This window comes from Anaeromonas frigoriresistens, assembly GCF_016820655.1.
GTDB lineage: Bacteria > Bacillota > Clostridia > Tissierellales > SIT17 > Anaeromonas > Anaeromonas frigoriresistens.
Window position 1 is genome coordinate 125453 of the sequence record NZ_WSFT01000040.1, and the last position, 15530, is coordinate 140982.

Annotated in this window: 14 protein-coding genes; 12 read left to right on the plus strand and 2 right to left on the minus strand. The window is 28.3% G+C overall.

What is annotated here, in order from left to right; all coding sequences use genetic code 11:
* The first annotated feature begins 55 nt into the window (after nucleotides 1–55).
* On the plus strand, nucleotides 56–982 hold the full coding sequence (locus tag GOQ27_RS11655; RefSeq protein WP_203367038.1) for a tetratricopeptide repeat protein: 927 nt from the start codon (nucleotides 56–58) through the stop codon (nucleotides 980–982).
* 34 nt (nucleotides 983–1016) lie between these two features.
* Here GOQ27_RS11655 and GOQ27_RS11660 read toward each other — a convergent pair whose 3' ends face one another.
* On the minus strand, nucleotides 1017–2732 hold the full coding sequence (locus GOQ27_RS11660) for a S8 family serine peptidase (RefSeq protein WP_203367039.1): 1716 nt from the start codon (nucleotides 2730–2732) through the stop codon (nucleotides 1017–1019).
* Nucleotides 2733–3202: 470 nt separating this feature from the next.
* Here GOQ27_RS11660 and GOQ27_RS11665 point away from each other — a divergent pair, with 470 nt between their 5' ends.
* From GOQ27_RS11665 to GOQ27_RS11705, 10 genes are all read left to right on the plus strand, one after another.
* The gene (locus GOQ27_RS11665) at nucleotides 3203–3538 is read left to right on the plus strand and encodes a LytR/AlgR family response regulator transcription factor (protein ID WP_203367040.1); all 336 of its coding nucleotides are present in this window, start codon (nucleotides 3203–3205) and stop codon (nucleotides 3536–3538) included.
* Nucleotides 3539–3633: 95 nt separating this feature from the next.
* On the plus strand, nucleotides 3634–4410 hold the full coding sequence (locus GOQ27_RS11670; RefSeq protein WP_203367041.1) for a nitroreductase family protein: 777 nt from the start codon (nucleotides 3634–3636) through the stop codon (nucleotides 4408–4410).
* 147 nt (nucleotides 4411–4557) lie between these two features.
* The gene (locus GOQ27_RS17175) at nucleotides 4558–4896 is read left to right on the plus strand and encodes a tRNA threonylcarbamoyladenosine dehydratase (RefSeq protein WP_425475016.1); all 339 of its coding nucleotides are present in this window, start codon (nucleotides 4558–4560) and stop codon (nucleotides 4894–4896) included.
* An 88-nt stretch (nucleotides 4897–4984) separates the two neighbouring features.
* Complete coding sequence (locus tag GOQ27_RS17180; protein WP_252187819.1) at nucleotides 4985–5125, plus strand: hypothetical protein; 141 nt, start codon at nucleotides 4985–4987, stop codon at nucleotides 5123–5125.
* 145 nt (nucleotides 5126–5270) lie between these two features.
* Nucleotides 5271–7373, plus strand: coding sequence for a methyl-accepting chemotaxis protein (locus GOQ27_RS11680; RefSeq protein ID WP_203367042.1), 2103 nt, complete (start codon nucleotides 5271–5273; stop codon nucleotides 7371–7373).
* A gap of 68 nt (nucleotides 7374–7441) precedes the next feature.
* Nucleotides 7442–7681, plus strand: coding sequence for a putative signal transducing protein (locus GOQ27_RS11685; RefSeq protein ID WP_203367043.1), 240 nt, complete (start codon nucleotides 7442–7444; stop codon nucleotides 7679–7681).
* Nucleotides 7682–7824: 143 nt separating this feature from the next.
* Nucleotides 7825–8886 carry a Fe(3+) ABC transporter substrate-binding protein gene (locus GOQ27_RS11690; RefSeq protein WP_203367044.1) on the plus strand — a complete coding sequence of 354 codons (1062 nt, stop codon included), beginning with the start codon at nucleotides 7825–7827 and terminating at the stop codon, nucleotides 8884–8886.
* A 39-nt stretch (nucleotides 8887–8925) separates the two neighbouring features.
* Complete coding sequence (locus tag GOQ27_RS11695) at nucleotides 8926–10569, plus strand: ABC transporter permease (protein WP_350445911.1); 1644 nt, start codon at nucleotides 8926–8928, stop codon at nucleotides 10567–10569.
* Nucleotides 10569–11246, plus strand: coding sequence for an ABC transporter ATP-binding protein (locus tag GOQ27_RS11700; protein WP_203367045.1), 678 nt, complete (start codon nucleotides 10569–10571; stop codon nucleotides 11244–11246). Before GOQ27_RS11695 ends, GOQ27_RS11700 begins: the two co-directional genes overlap by 1 nt.
* 79 nt (nucleotides 11247–11325) lie before the next feature.
* On the plus strand, nucleotides 11326–12762 hold the full coding sequence (locus GOQ27_RS11705) for a [Fe-Fe] hydrogenase large subunit C-terminal domain-containing protein (RefSeq protein WP_203367046.1): 1437 nt from the start codon (nucleotides 11326–11328) through the stop codon (nucleotides 12760–12762).
* Nucleotides 12763–12799: 37 nt separating this feature from the next.
* Here GOQ27_RS11705 and GOQ27_RS11710 read toward each other — a convergent pair whose 3' ends face one another.
* Entirely contained in the window at nucleotides 12800–13885 is a 1086-nt protein-coding gene (locus tag GOQ27_RS11710; protein ID WP_203367047.1) for an NAD(P)H-dependent flavin oxidoreductase, read from the minus strand.
* A 534-nt stretch (nucleotides 13886–14419) separates the two neighbouring features.
* On the opposite strand from GOQ27_RS11710, the gene GOQ27_RS11715 reads away from it, so the two are divergent.
* On the plus strand, nucleotides 14420–15430 hold the full coding sequence (locus GOQ27_RS11715) for a nucleoid-associated protein (protein WP_203367048.1): 1011 nt from the start codon (nucleotides 14420–14422) through the stop codon (nucleotides 15428–15430).
* Nucleotides 15431–15530 lie beyond the last annotated feature (100 nt).

A 15530-nucleotide genomic window follows, 5' to 3' on the forward strand; every position in this document is an offset into this window, starting at 1 on the left:
TAATATAATTAAATATTGGATATTATAAGATAAAGGACTTAAAAGAGGTGAATTTATGCCAAATATACAACCAAACGATAAGAGGGATAATTATATAGTATTAGCAAGGAAATTCCATGAACAAAATGAAGAAGAAAAAGCTTTAAATTTTTTAGAAAAAGCTATAGAGTTTAATGAAGATATAAATAAAGAGATAGAAATACTATATGAAGTAGCTCTTATAGCTGATAAGTTAGGTTATAAAGAAAGAGCATTAAGTACTTATCAAGATATAATAGATATTAATGATAGAGAAGCAGGGGCTTACTATGGGCAAGCAATTATATATGATGATTTAGGGAAAAAAGAAAAGTCAAAGTCATTATATGAAAAGACAATTTCTATAGATGAAAAATATGATAGAGCTTATTTTTATTTAGCAAATATCTATGATGAGTTAGGAGACAAAGAAAAAGGAATAGAATACTATGAAAAGACTATTAAGTTAAATACTGAAGATTATATGGCTCATAATAATTTAGGCTCTATTTATGAAGAAATAGGGGAATATAGTAAGTCTAAAGAATATTTGTTGAAAAGTATAAAGATTAACCCCAAATATTATCGATCTTTTTATAATATGGGAGTAGTAGAAAAAAGGTTAGGCAATGAAAATGATGCAATTAAGTATTATGATAAGTCATTAGATTTATACAAAGAATATCCTTACACTTACTTAAATAAATCAGTGATTTTTATAGAAAAAGGGGATCTTTATAGAGCGATAGAAATATTGACTGAAGGAATAAAAAACAATCCAACTGCAGGATTTCTATACTATAACAGAGCTTGCAGCTATGCTAAGTTAGATGATAAAAATAGAGCTTTTTTTGACTTAAGAAAAGCCATAACTATTTTAGATGATTTTAGAAGTATAGCTAGAAAGGATAAAGACTTTAGAAAATATTTAGATGATAAAGAATTTATTAACATTGTAAAATGAAATGCCTGTGGATTAAACCACAGGCGTTTCATTATTATTGATTTTGAAGAAGAGTCAAACTACTTCCATCTGTACTAATATCAAAGAAGTAACTACCAGTTCCTGAATAAGAGTATACTTCTAAAGTATAACTACCAGTACTAGTTGGTGTAAAAGTAATATTCTCTTGTCTTGTAGCTGTTAAAGAGTTAGCTACTTCATTACCATTAGAATCATATAAGTAAATATCAAAATCAGGAGTTGAACTGTACCAACTGCTTGTCCAATTTGGCATTACCAATGTAATTGATATAGGATATGTTGTGTCATCTACATTAAATCTCCATACATCTGATCCATTGCTAGAATCAATTTTATCGGATCCATACAATACATCCGGTACAGAAATATTAGTTCCACTATATCCTCCAGCAGATTTAACAGCTTCAAAAACATCTAATCTTCCCATACCATACTCTATATCTTTGCCATTAGGTCCCATATCTATTGATGTAGACATTAAGATGTTTTTAATTTGTGTAGGATTTAGACTAGGGTTTGCATCAAGCATTAAAGCTACAGTACCTGCTGTAAATGGAGTTGCCATACTAGTACCACTATAAGATACGTATGAACTTGAAGAATTAGCTTTGGCAGCCATAATATTATATCCAGGAGCAGATATATCAGGCTTAATTCTTCCATCAGCTGTTGGACCTCTGCTTGAAAAATCAGTTAAGTTGAATCCACCTTCACCGATATCTGCCATAGCTCCCACTGTAATTGCATCTTCAGCAGCTCCAGGAGAACCTATAGTATATTTAGCTGGACCAGAATTACCAGCCGCTATTACTACAACTATACCTGCATCTACTGCTCTATTTACAGCAAGTGAAGTTGCATCAGTACCATCTGAACTGCCACTTGTACCTAGGCTCATATTTACTACATCTATACCATAGGTATCTTTATTTGCTATACACCAGTCTAGTGCGGCGGTGCTATCGCTCATATCACCACTACCTCTTCTATCTAGAACTTTAAGACCTATTAATGCAGCACCTTCAGCTACACCTTTATAATTAGAGTTTCCATCACCCTCACCAGCAATAATACCAGATACATGGGTTCCATGTCCGTTATCATCATAAGGCGTTGAATTGCCTTTTACATAGTCTTTCCATGCTATAACTTTACCATTATCAAGATCTATGTGATTAGCATCTATACCAGTATCTATTACAGCTACAACCACGTCATTCTTAGAATAGCTGTTTAGGTTACCGTCTCTGTCACCATTTACTCCGAAATCAAGGGATGATTTAGTAGCTCCAAACCATTCTCTTGCCGTATCATTAGATGCTTTTACTTCCATATCATATTCGATATGTTCTACAATTTCCATTGAAGATAATTGAGTTATCTGTGACTTTGTTAAAGAAGCAGCTATACTAGGTATAGTCTTAAACTTATGTTTGATTTTAAATTTACCTATCGTATCTTCTATTTTCCCAATTTCCTTTTTGTCTAGCATTTCTTTAAATACTATTATTACTGATAGTTCATCTTTAACATTTTTTTTAGAAAGTTTTTCATTTAAATTATCAAATATTTTATCTTTATCTTTATCCTGTATTTTCTCTATGGGATTTGTTTTAACCTTTCCTTTGGCTACCTTGTCCTTATCATTATCAGCAAAACCTATTGATACTAAAGAAACCACCATTATGATAGAGATTAGTAATGAAATAATACTTTTAGCTTTTTTCATTTTAAATCCTCCTTATACAGTTTATTAGATATTTTTTAACTAACTTATGTTTATTTTCAAACCTGTACAATGGAAACACCCCTCTCTTTAGATTTTTCATGATTTGTCTTTTTATTATGTTAGTAAAGTATTCTACAAAATATTTTTCTATCCTATTCAATGAGTATAGAAGGTAAGATTATATTACCGAAAACACTAAAATCATGTCTGTTTTTCTTAAATGTATTAAAATATATAATTATTTCTTTGTATATATCAAACCCTGTCGAAAAAATTAATTAATATTTCCTGTTATTTATAATTGTTTATTTTTTCACTTAAATTGCCCGTTATATTCTTGAGTTTGTGGCTTTTATTTGTGTATTATTTTGTAATAAAAGTAAATATAAAATAGTATAGTAAAATTATTTACAAGTAATTAGAAGTATGATATTATTTTATTAATAAATATAATGATAGGAGGATTTAAATTGAAGAGATTAGCCTATAGAATGAAAAGTGGCCTAAACTTCATAGACTTTGACAAAATTATATTTATTGAGAAATTTAATAGAAAAATTCTTATACATACAAAAGATCAGAAAATCGAAACTAATGGAACTTTATCTTCTATATATAATAAATTAGATAGTGAGATGTTTTATAGAAGTCATAGAAGTTATATTATAAATGTAGATTATATTAAGAAGATTTCGCCCTGGGGAGAAAAAAGTTATAGAATTATATTTGATAATACAAAAGAGGATGCATTATTTAGTTATGATAGATACAAAGAATTTAAAGAAAATTATATAGGTTATGGATAAAAAGTCTTAAATATTTAAGACTTTTTTATTTATTTTGAAGGATTTTTTAAATAGTTATATAATAATATTATTATATAACTATTTAGGAGGAATATATGAAAGATTCGGAAGCCATATATAAACGTCATTCTATAAGGAAATATAGGGATGATAATTTAAAGGATAAGATAGAAAGCATAAAGGACATAATTGAAAATTATGAGAGTCTTTATTCAACCATTGATACTAAAATACATTTGGTTGAAGGAGGAGGAGAAGTATCTGAAGTTTTCAAAGGAATAGTGGGGAATTATGGTAAAATTAAGGCCCCTTACTATTTATTAGCTACATCAGAAGAGAAAGATGGCTATTTAGAGAATATTGGATTTATATTAGAAAATATCATAATAGAGCTAACAAAATTAGGACTTGGAACCTGTTGGATCGGTAGTGCAATAAAAGGGGAAGATATCTATAACAAGCTACAAGTTAAGGAAGGTCATATACCAATGATTGTTGTATCCCTAGGATATCCAGATGAAGAAATAAAGACACATAAAAGGTTAGATAAGGAAGAAATATTTAAAGGGGATTTTGATGAAAGTTGGGAACAAATACTAGATTTAGTAAGAGTATCCCCTTCAGCAGTGAATAGTCAGCCTTGGAGATTTTATAAAAAAGAAGACGTCATTGATATGTATATTGAAGGAAAACCATTTTCATTCAAGGGATTATTTCTAAAGAAAATGAACATAATAGATGCAGGAATAGCTTTAAGTCATTTCAAAAAAGCCTTAGATATGAAACATATATATTATGAAATAACCAGAGGACCTTACTTAGATATTAAGAATCATACCTATATAACTAGTATTGTATTAGATAGAGCCTAAAAAGTAGGCTCTATTATTTTTTAAAGATAATATAGTGGATATTGTAATAATATATGTATAGTTTATAAAATACTTCATATAAGATTTGTAGTAGAAGGTCTATCAAGAAGTGGGGTTGGAAAATTTATTTTAGTAGATCACGATGATATAGATATTACGAATATAAATAGACAAATTCATGTTAATCATTTATCCATTGGTAACTCCAAAGTAAAAGAAATGATGAAAAGAATAAAAGATATAAACCCTGAAGTGGAGGTTATATTTTTTCAAGAATTATATAATGAAGAAACGGCAGAATTTCTCATAAAAGCAGAATATGACTATGTAGTAGATGCTATCGATATGGTAAGTTCAAAACTTAATTTAATAGAAAGATGTGATAAAAAAAGAATAAAAATAATTAGTTCTATGGGAACTGGAAATAAATTAAACCCCACTATGTTAGAAGTCCTGATATATATAAGACATCAATGTGTCCCTTAGCTAGAGGCATGAGAAGAGAATTGAAAAAAGAGAAGTCAATAAACTTAAAGTAGTATACTCAAAAGAAACGCCCCTCATACCTCAAGAAATGAATGCTTCACCTGAAAAACCAGACTCAAAATATCAAATAAATAAAAGAAAAACTCCAGGAAGTGTTTCATTTGTACCTTCAGTAGCGGGGCTAATAATAGCATCAGAGGTAGTTAAGGATTTAATAAAAAATAAATAATTAATATAAATCCACAAGGAATTTTCCTTGTGGATTTATTAAATTAACATACAATTAACGATAGTATAATTTATAATTAACTATCTTTATTTAATATAGTACTTGAGTCTTATAAAAAAGACTTCAAAAAAGGGGGAGAACATATATGGATAAGGGGAGAAAAGTACTATCTAAAGTAAAAGAATACATGTCTAAAATTAAAATAATGAGTAAACTTCCACTTAGGATTCAATTGATAATAATATTTTTAATAATATCAATTATTCCAGTTAGTTTGTTAGGATTTGTATCCTATAACAAATTCCAGAAAGAAATGGAAGAAGCACATAATGAACTTCTTAATTCTCAGGCTGAAAATGTTAAAAGTAACATTGAAAAAGTTATGGGAAGTACTGATAATATTTTTGGAAGCCTAATAGCTCAATCAGATATGATAGTATTAATGCAAGATGTATTTAATGACAATAGTATAGATGATGCAATAAGCTTAAACAATGTTTCTATAGCACTTAAGAATACAATTAATAACTCGGATGGTCTATATGAAACGATATTTGTAACAGGGTTAGATGGAAATGTTATAGCTGATGGATCTAGATACAAGGAAATATATAAGGGATTAAATATATCTAGTACAGATTATTTCAATAAAATCGAAGATAAAAATAAAAGTATAATTATAGGTGAACCTACTATATCAGAAGCAACAGATAAAGTTGTTTTACCTGTTGCAAAGCCTATTGATAGTTTGTCTGATAGATTGGGATATATGGTTATTATGTTTAATTTAGAGAAATTCACTTTAGATTTTGATGATATAAATATTGGAGATACAGGTTATTTATATATATTGAATAATGATGGTGTTGTTATTTATCATAAAAACAAAGAAAAAATACTATCTAATGATAACAATAAAATAATGGGGAAAATAGTAGCTAATGAGCAAGATATTAAAGCTGAATTGATTTATTATAAAGATGAGAAAAATAAAATGATAGCTGCATATAAGAATATGACAAAGTATGGCATAGATTGGTATCCCGTAGCTACTATAACTGAGAAAGAGTACATGAAAGAGACAGTCAATACAAGAAACTTTATTATGATTAATGTAGCTATATTATTAATTTTGATTACTTTATTAGGGATTCTATATTCTAATATAATTTCAAAACCTATCAAGAATATGGCATTTTTGATGGAAAAAATATCTGAAGGGAAATTAGGTAAAAAAGCAGATTACCATACTAGTTCTGAAATTGAATTGTTAAACAATAGTTTTAATGGGATGACAGATAATTTAACAAATTTACTAATTAGAGCAGGACTTATGACAAAGGAAGTGAAAGAAGCTTCAGGTAATTTAAATGATATTTCTAATAGCGCATACTTATATAATAAGCATGTTTCTGAGAGGATAGAAGAAATAGCAATTGGAGCTGATGGACAAACAACAGATGTTAAATATGGTATTATGGAGGTTAATAGTTTAGCAGGTATAATGAGATCTATAAATGAAGATGCTCAAGATATTATAAAAACATCTTTTAAAGTTGATAAAGTAGTAAATAATGGATTAAGTGAAATAGATAATTTAAAACAAAAATCAGAAGAGAATAATATTATATATAAAAAAATTCAAAATGATATTAAAAATCTTAATGAATCTATATTACATATTCAAGATATAGTATCAAGCATTACAGACATTTCCAAACAAACCAATCTTTTATCTTTAAATGCTACAATTGAGGCTGCAAGAGCAGGAGATACGGGAAGAGGTTTCTCTGTGGTAGCTGATGAAATTAGAATATTATCAGATCAAGTAGCAGTACAAGCTAATGATATTAAAGATAGAATCAACTTAGTACAAAATAAATCAAATAATGTTATGAATATTGTTAAGGAAAGTGAAAAAATAGTAGAGGAAGAAAAGCAAGCAGTTTATAACACTAAATATTCCTTTGAAAAAGTATATAAATCAATAAATACGATGATGGAAAAAGTATCAAAAATATTAGAAGACATAAATTGTGTAAACAAGCAAAAAGATAATATAATAAAAACCATACAAAATATAGATGTTACAGCTATTCAAACTTCAAGCTTAGCAAAAGATACATCATTTAAAGCTCAAGAGCAATTTGCAGTAACAGAAAATGTTAAAGATTTAAGTGATAAATTAGATACGTACTCATGTAATTTAGAAAATATTTTAAATACTTATAAAGTAGAAGAAATATAATATAGCAATATTTTGTCCCACGAATATAATAATAATAAGAAATTATATTCTATAGAAGGAGGGCAATTATGAACTTTTATAAGGAATTAGTATTTTTAGGTAATTTTTCTGATGGATATGAGATAAATACTTTACAAGATATATTAAAAGATAATGATATATCATATATAAAAAAACAAAAGGGAAGTGGAGAGTTTACAAAGATAATAACTGGTTTTAATCCTTATGGAGTAGACTTATATATACATAAAGATGATTTAATAAGAGCCAAAGAACTCATATATGGAATATTTGAACAGAAAGAGTAGAGAAAACTATAGTTTTCTCTACTCTTTTTGTTGCCCCTTGACAGTCTAAATAAATATGTACTATTATATTAAGTAGTTAAATGATAATAATTATCAACAGATATCATTTTTCAAAAAAACATATAAACACTTAGGAGGGTATTATGAAAAAATTAGCATTAATTTTTATAAGTATTATCTTAATAGCATCTATAGCTGTAGGATGTACAAATGAGGAAGGAAATAGTGAATTAGATACACCTCAAGGAAACAAAGAAGTTGTTAACGTTTACACGGATAGACATTATGATACAGATGAAGAACTATACAAGACTTTTACTGAAGAAACTGGAATAAAAGTAAATATAGTAAAAGCGGATTCTGATGAATTAATAGAAAGACTCTCAAGAGAAGGAGAGTCTACAGAAGCAGATGTTTTAATAACTGCTGATGCAGGAAGGCTAGATAGAGCAAAGCAAAAAGAGCTTTTACAATCAGTAGAAAGTGAAACTCTATCAAAGAATGTACCTGATAATCTTAAAGATGTAGACAGTACTTGGTACGGATTAACAGTAAGAGGTAGAGTGATAGTTTATTCAAAAGATAGGGTGAATCCAGATGAACTATCCACTTATCAAGATTTAACATCAGAGAAATGGAATGGTAAGGTTTTAGTAAGGTCATCATCAAATATATATAATCAGTCATTATTATCTTCTTTCATTGAATTATACGGAGAAGAAGAAGCAGAAAAATGGGCAAAAGGAATAGTTAATAATATGGCTAGGAATCCCCAAGGAAATGATAGGGATCAAGCAAAGGCAGTAGTTGCTGGAGAAGGAGATTTAGCTATAATGAATACTTATTATATGGGTAAGATGTTAAACTCATCAGATCCTCAAGAAGTAGAAGTAGCAAATGAAGTCGGTGTGTTTTTCCCAAACCAAAATACAGATGGTACTCATATAAATGTAAGTGGAGCAGGGGTAACAAAAAATGCTAAGAATCCAGAGCAAGGGATAAAACTAATAGAATTCTTATCTAGTGAAAAAGCTCAAGAACAATTTGCAGAAGCAAACTACGAGTATCCTGTAAATGATAATGTAAATCCTTCAGAACTATTACAATCTTGGGGAGATTTTAATACTCAAGATATAAACTTATCAACTTTAGGTGAGCATAATACTGACGCGGTGAAAATATTTGACAGAGTAGGATGGAAATAATTTAATAATAACTATTAACCTATTATAGGAAGTGTTCATATGATAAGCATGGGGAAAATAAGAAAAAACGTAAATCTTTGGTCGATACTAAGTACGTTAATAATCTTAGTTATAATTATCACGAATTTAAATATTATACAAAATCTTTTTAATAAACCCAATGATAATTGGACACATATAAGAGAATATTTATTAAAAGATTATTTGATTAATACAGGGTTACTTATACTTTTTACTGGGGTCATTAGCTTAATTATAGGTACAAGTTTAGGATGGATTATAACTGTATTTGAATTTCCTTTAAGAAGAATCTTCAAATGGGCTTTAGTATTACCAATGGCAATACCGCCATATATAGGAGCTTATACCTATAGTGGTATTTTAGATTATACTGGTATAATTCAAATTTTTTTAAGAGAAAGGTTAGGATTAACTATAAATCAAGGTTATTTTGATATCATGAATATCCCTGGAGCCGTGTTTATATTTTCAATACTATTGTATCCTTATATATATCTTATAACTAAATCATTTTTAGAAAAACAATCTTCAAGTTTGATTGAAAATGGTAGGGTCTTAGGTAATAATCCTTTTCAGATATTTATTAAAATACTATTACCTATATCTAGACCAGCTATAATAGGAGGAGTTAGTTTAGTTGTTTTAGAAGTATTAAATGATTATGGAGTTGTAAAATATTTTGGAATACCGGTATTTAGCACTGCAATATTTAAGTCGTGGTTTTCTTTTGGTGATATTGATTCAGCTATTCGATTATCTTCAGTATTATTAACAATTGTATTTTTTGTACTTATATTAGAAAAAATTCTAAGAGGAAGAAAAAAATATAGTTTCAGTAATTCTAAAATAAGACCCATAAAAAGATATAAAATAAAGGGAATTAGTAAGTGGATAGTTTTTCTATATAGTTTGTTAATATTATCTTTAGGATTTATAATACCAACACTTCAATTAATAAGATGGAGTATTATGTCATTTACCAGTGTACTTGATTATGAGTTTATAAGATTAATTATAAATTCAATATCCGTAGCAACAATTACTACTTTGCTTATAATAATAATTGCTATAGTTATATCAAATTTCAATCGTATAGAAAGTGGTTTGATTTCAAAAATATATTCTAAAATTACATCTATAGGCTATTCTATACCAGGAGTTGTTATTGCTATGGCCGTGATATTATTATTAGTTAAAGTTGATAATAGTTTATATGGAGTTTATAAAATATTTAATAGTAATACTCCTAAATTAGTAATGAGCACAAGTGTTTTTATGTTGATATTTGCTTATATTATAAGATTTTTAGCTATAGGGTTCAATCCAATAGAGTCTGGATTTGATAAAATAGGAAAGCAATTTTTTGAAGCCTCTAGAACTTTGGGGAAAAATGTAACCACTACTTTTTTAAAAGTAGACTTGATAATGCTAAAGCCAGCTATAATCACTGGGTTCATTTTAGTATTTGTAGATATTCTAAAAGAATTACCCCTTACATTGATTTTGAGACCTTTTAATTTTAATACATTAGCTACGAAATCTTTTGAGTATGCAAATGATGAAATGGTTCAAGAAGCAGCAATTTCCTCTATGTTAATAATCATTATAAGTGCTATAGCAATATATGCCTTGTTTAGTTTAGAAAATAAGGAGGTTAAGTAATGTTTTTAAATATTAAAGACCTATACTTTAAATACAATAATTCTAAAGAATATACTATAAACAAACTTAACATGAATATTGATAGAGGAGATGTTTTAGCTATATTAGGAGAGAGTGGTAGTGGTAAAAGTACTATCTTAAGACTAATAGCTGGACTTGAAGAACCTTTAAAAGGTAGTATTTCTTTAAATGACAATATTTTAATGGATAAAAACACTTTTATAATGCCTGAGAATAGAGAAATAGGTATGGTATTTCAAGATTATGCTCTTTTTCCACATATGACTGTTTCAAAAAATATATTATTCGGTTTAGATAAAATGAATAAAAAGAAAAAAATAAGTAGACTTAATGAAGTACTTAAGCTAATAGATATGGTGGAGTATAAAGATAGATATCCCCATGAATTAAGTGGAGGCCAGCAACAAAGGATAGCTCTTGCTAGAGCAATAGCTCCAAGGCCTTCAGTTTTATTAATGGATGAACCTTTTAGTAATTTAGATGCTGATTTAAAGAATAAAATTAGGAAAGAATTAAAAGAAATTCTTAATAAAGCAGATATCACAACTATTTTTGTAACTCATAATAAAGAAGATGCAAGAGCGATAGCAAATAAAGTAATAGTATTAGATAAGGGCATAAAAATAAATAAAGGATTAGTAGATAATATTATATAAGAGAAAAAATAAATATATAACTAAAAAGCTGAAGAACAATTATTGTTCTTCAGCTTTTTTAGTTTAGGAGACCATTTATATGTGTATAATAGTATTAATAATATCGAAGGAAAGGGTGAGTGAGATTAGCTTAAATGCATTTACTGGATTTCAACAAAAGAGAATGGAAATATTCTCTGAATTAGTCAAGAGGTATTGGAACGGTGAGCTAAAAGATATAAAGGATTTAGACAAACTAGCTTTAGACATAAAAGAAAAATATGAATTTAAAGAAGATGATTTAAGTTTTATTAAGGATCAGATAAGAGTAGCAATGGGACTAGAACCTAAAGGTAAAGCTAAATTTGAAAATGAACTAGAAGAGATTACGGAAATTGATGCTATTAAAAAACCAATAGTATCCAAAATAGAGGGTGTTTGTGAATATTGTGATAAAGAAGATTGTGGCTGTGATGATATATGTCGCTACGAAGCTCAAGTTTATAAAAGACAAAAAGGACCAGTTATAGTGAATGATAAGTGCTTAAGTTGTGGACAGTGTATTAATGATTGTGACTTTGGTGCATTAGCAGACAAGATTGAATTTATACCTTTAATTAATATGTTAAAAGATACAAATACTAAAGTATATGCAACTGTTGCTCCAGCTATTATAGGACAATTTGGAGATAATATATCCATGGGACAAATAAGAACAGGTTTAAAATTATTAGGATTTCAAGATATGATTGAAGTAGCCATGTTTGCAGATATACTTACTATAAAAGAAGCTCATGAATTCAACCATTTAGTAAAAAAAGAAGAGGATTTCTTTTTAACAAGCTGTTGTTGTCCTGTTTGGTTTAATTTAACGAAAAAAAATTATCCTGACACATTTGAGCATATGTCACCATCTATATCCCCTATGATTGCCTCAGGTAGGTTTTTAAAGGAATTATATCCAGAATCTAAGGTAGTATTTATTGGACCTTGTATAGCAAAGAAAGGAGAAGCTAAAGAACCTAGTTTAAAAGGGGATATTGATTTTGTATTAACCTTCAGAGAATTGGATCAAATATTCAAATCTCTAGATATAGATCTAAAGTCCTTAGAAGGAGATGAAAAAGATCAAGCATCCTTTGGAGGACGAGTATATGCTAGAACAGGAGGGGTTAGTTTCTCAGTTAAAACTGTGGTTAATAGAATTGCTCCAAGGAGATTAATTAAACTACAGGCTAAAAAGGTTGATGGAGTAAAGAATTGTAAACTTATACTAGACCATCTTTCCTCAGGAAAGGAACTTTCAGCTAATTTTGTAGAAGGTATGGGATGTGATGGAGGATGTGTAGGAGGTCCAAGAACTAATATAGAAGTGGATAAAGCTACAAGGATAGTCAATGAATTTGGAGAAGATTCATTGATTATGACACCTTATGATAACTTAAACGTAATGAAGATATTAAATGAATTAGGATTTGACTCAATGGAGGATATAGTTAAAGAAGAGTACTTAATAAAATTACTTACTAGAGAATAAAAAATACCATCCTAATTTAGGATGGTATTTTAAATATTTAATATTTATTATCTAAATAACTTTTTGTTTCTGTCATTAAATTATCCATGAGAGTTTTTACAGGTATAATTTTATCAACTTTATAAGCCTTAGCACCGGCAAAAGCAAATCCATTTTCCATATAGCCTTTTTGAGCATTTATTAATGCTTCTGCAATGCAATAAGGAGCTTGAGTTGGTATACAGGGCTTAAGACAATTAGAGATACAACCTATGGGTCTTTTTGTATTAGAAGATACAGCATCTAAAAAGTCATTAGATATTGCTCTACCTATCATGCCTACAGGACTATTAATAATGACTATATCTTCAGATTTACATTGAAGGAGGTTTTCTTTAAACTTATCAGAAGCATCACATTCATCTGTAGCAATGAATCTTGTACCTATCTGTACACCAGAAGCTCCTGCCATTAAAATATCTCCTATATCTTTCCCGTTGTCTATTCCTCCACCAGCTATAATAGGAATAGGCTTATTATATTTTTCTTCAAACGGTTTTATTGTTTCTAATACATCTTTAATAATATTAATCAAACTAAAATCTTGGTCTTGTAGATTTTCTTTTTTAAATCCTAAATGGCCTCCAGCATCAGGACCTTCTACTACTATTGCATCAGGTATAACATTATATTTTTTATCCCATTTTTTACAAATGATTTTCGCAGCTTTACTTGATGATACTATAGGTGCAATTTTAGTATTGCTGCCTTTAGTGAATTTAGGAAGGTTTATCGGTAAACCAGCTCCAGAAAATATAATATCTATCTTTTCTTTAATAGATTCTTTAACTAATTCTTCAAAATCATTAAGAACAGTCATTAAATTGATCCCAATAATACCTCCATTAGATAGGGCTTTAGCCTTTCTTATATGTTTTTTTAATGCTCTTATATTGGCTTCTTTTTTATTTGAAAAGTAATCAGGTTCATCGAATCCTATCTCTACTCCAGATAAAACTCCAATTCCTCCATTTTTAGCTACAGCTCCAGCCAAAGAAGATAGAGAAATACCAACACCCATACCTCCTTGAACCACAGGAACTTTAGCAATTAAGTTATCTATCTTAAGACTTGGTATTTTCATAAGACACCTCCATATTTATACTAGTATTAGTACCAGGTTATAATACTAAGTATTATTATATATTGTTTTGAACTAAAAATAAAGGGTTATTAAGAAAATAATAATAAGATATATTATTATTTTTCTTAATTTTTATAGAAAAAGCTTAGTATGTAACAGAAAATATACTATTACATACTCTATAGTGAAGAGATTTTTAGCATATAAAATCTTTATTATTATATTTCTAAGGAGGTATTTTGATGAGTGATAAACGTGCGGGAGTATTAGGCGGTTTATTTGATGGTGGTAGTGAGTTATTGTTTTTCTTCTTACTACTAGTAGTTTTATTTATGCCTTATGGTTTTGGAGGACGTTACTAATAGAAAGAGATAAGGAGCCTATTTGGCTCCTCTTTTCTTGTAATATAAGATTATATTTTAATATTAAAATATAATCTTATATTTTGCAGGGGTATTTTTTCATAGACAGATTATGAATTATAAAATAAAATATGAATTAGAGTTTAAATTAGTGTAGTAAGGAGTGGAGATAGTGGAAGAAAAGCAGTTAGAAATTCAGAAGATGATAGTTCATATATTAGATAATAATTTAGAGATTCCGGTTCTATCAGAGGTGGAGCATCCTGTAGAAGATGATATAAATGAGTTTTTAGAAAAACATATAATTAGAGTATTAAATGATGGATCATTAAGACCTGCTAGATTTAATGAAGGGGATAACAGAGTTAAAGATATCTGTGTCTCATATAATTTAAATACATTTATAGATGATACAAAAGAATTAAGTGAGATGTTATTTAATCTAATAAAATCATATCCTGATATACCTCCAGCAGATATAGTATTTAGCATATTTTTGTATGAAGGTAGAAATTATTTAGGAATATTTAAATTAAATTATAGGACTTCATATATTCATAATGTAGATCAAGTAGATGAAAAGGTAGTAAATTCAATAATCAAGCAAAGAACATCTCTTCCCAATGAAAATCAAAAGGTAGATGAATGTGTATTAATAGATCTTACCACTTTAGATATTAATTTATTAGAAAAAGAGTATGATATAAATGGAGAAAAAATATATTATTTATCTAGACTTTTTTTGAAATGTAGTAGTAAAAGGTCAGAAAAGGAAAAAGTGAAGATATTAACTAAAACAACTAAGAAGTTTTTAGAGAATAATTATGAGGGAGATTATGAAAAAGTAGGAGAAGCCAAAAAGGCTGTGGCAGAATCTCTAAAAACAAAGGAAGAAATAGATGTTGAAGAAGTTGCAAGTAGTATTTTTAGAAATAATGTAGAAATGAAAAAAGAATATATTGAGACAATGGAAAAAGAAGGCTTGGAGGATAAATCCTTTAAAGTAAATGAAAAAATACAAAGAAGAAACTTTAGGAAGCAAAAAATCGTTACAGATACAGGAATAGAAATAAATGTACCTATTGAATTTTTTAATGATAAAGATAGGATAGAGTTTATTAATAATGTAGATGGAACAGTATCTATATTATTAAAGCAGATAGGTAATATAAAAAATAAATAGATTAATAAGGCAGTGAATATATATTCACTGTCTTTTATTAAGTGTGCCCGGCATGGGCATAGTCTATAGGGTGAAAGTCCCGAACACTGAAGGTGATATA

Coding starts and splice junctions, on each gene's coding strand:
- GOQ27_RS11680 (WP_203367042.1), top strand. CDS start 5,271: ATGGATAAGGGGAGAAAAGTACTATCTAAAGTAAAAGAATACATGTCT.
- GOQ27_RS11710 (WP_203367047.1), bottom strand. CDS start 13,885: ATGAAAATACCAAGTCTTAAGATAGATAACTTAATTGCTAAAGTTCCT.
- GOQ27_RS11690 (WP_203367044.1), top strand. CDS start 7,825: ATGAAAAAATTAGCATTAATTTTTATAAGTATTATCTTAATAGCATCT.
- GOQ27_RS11685 (WP_203367043.1), top strand. CDS start 7,442: ATGAACTTTTATAAGGAATTAGTATTTTTAGGTAATTTTTCTGATGGA.
- GOQ27_RS11670 (WP_203367041.1), top strand. CDS start 3,634: ATGAAAGATTCGGAAGCCATATATAAACGTCATTCTATAAGGAAATAT.
- GOQ27_RS11700 (WP_203367045.1), top strand. CDS start 10,569: ATGTTTTTAAATATTAAAGACCTATACTTTAAATACAATAATTCTAAA.
- GOQ27_RS11660 (WP_203367039.1), bottom strand. CDS start 2,732: ATGAAAAAAGCTAAAAGTATTATTTCATTACTAATCTCTATCATAATG.
- GOQ27_RS11695 (WP_350445911.1), top strand. CDS start 8,926: ATGATAAGCATGGGGAAAATAAGAAAAAACGTAAATCTTTGGTCGATA.
- GOQ27_RS11655 (WP_203367038.1), top strand. CDS start 56: ATGCCAAATATACAACCAAACGATAAGAGGGATAATTATATAGTATTA.
- GOQ27_RS11705 (WP_203367046.1), top strand. CDS start 11,326: ATGTGTATAATAGTATTAATAATATCGAAGGAAAGGGTGAGTGAGATT.
- GOQ27_RS17180 (WP_252187819.1), top strand. CDS start 4,985: ATGAATGCTTCACCTGAAAAACCAGACTCAAAATATCAAATAAATAAA.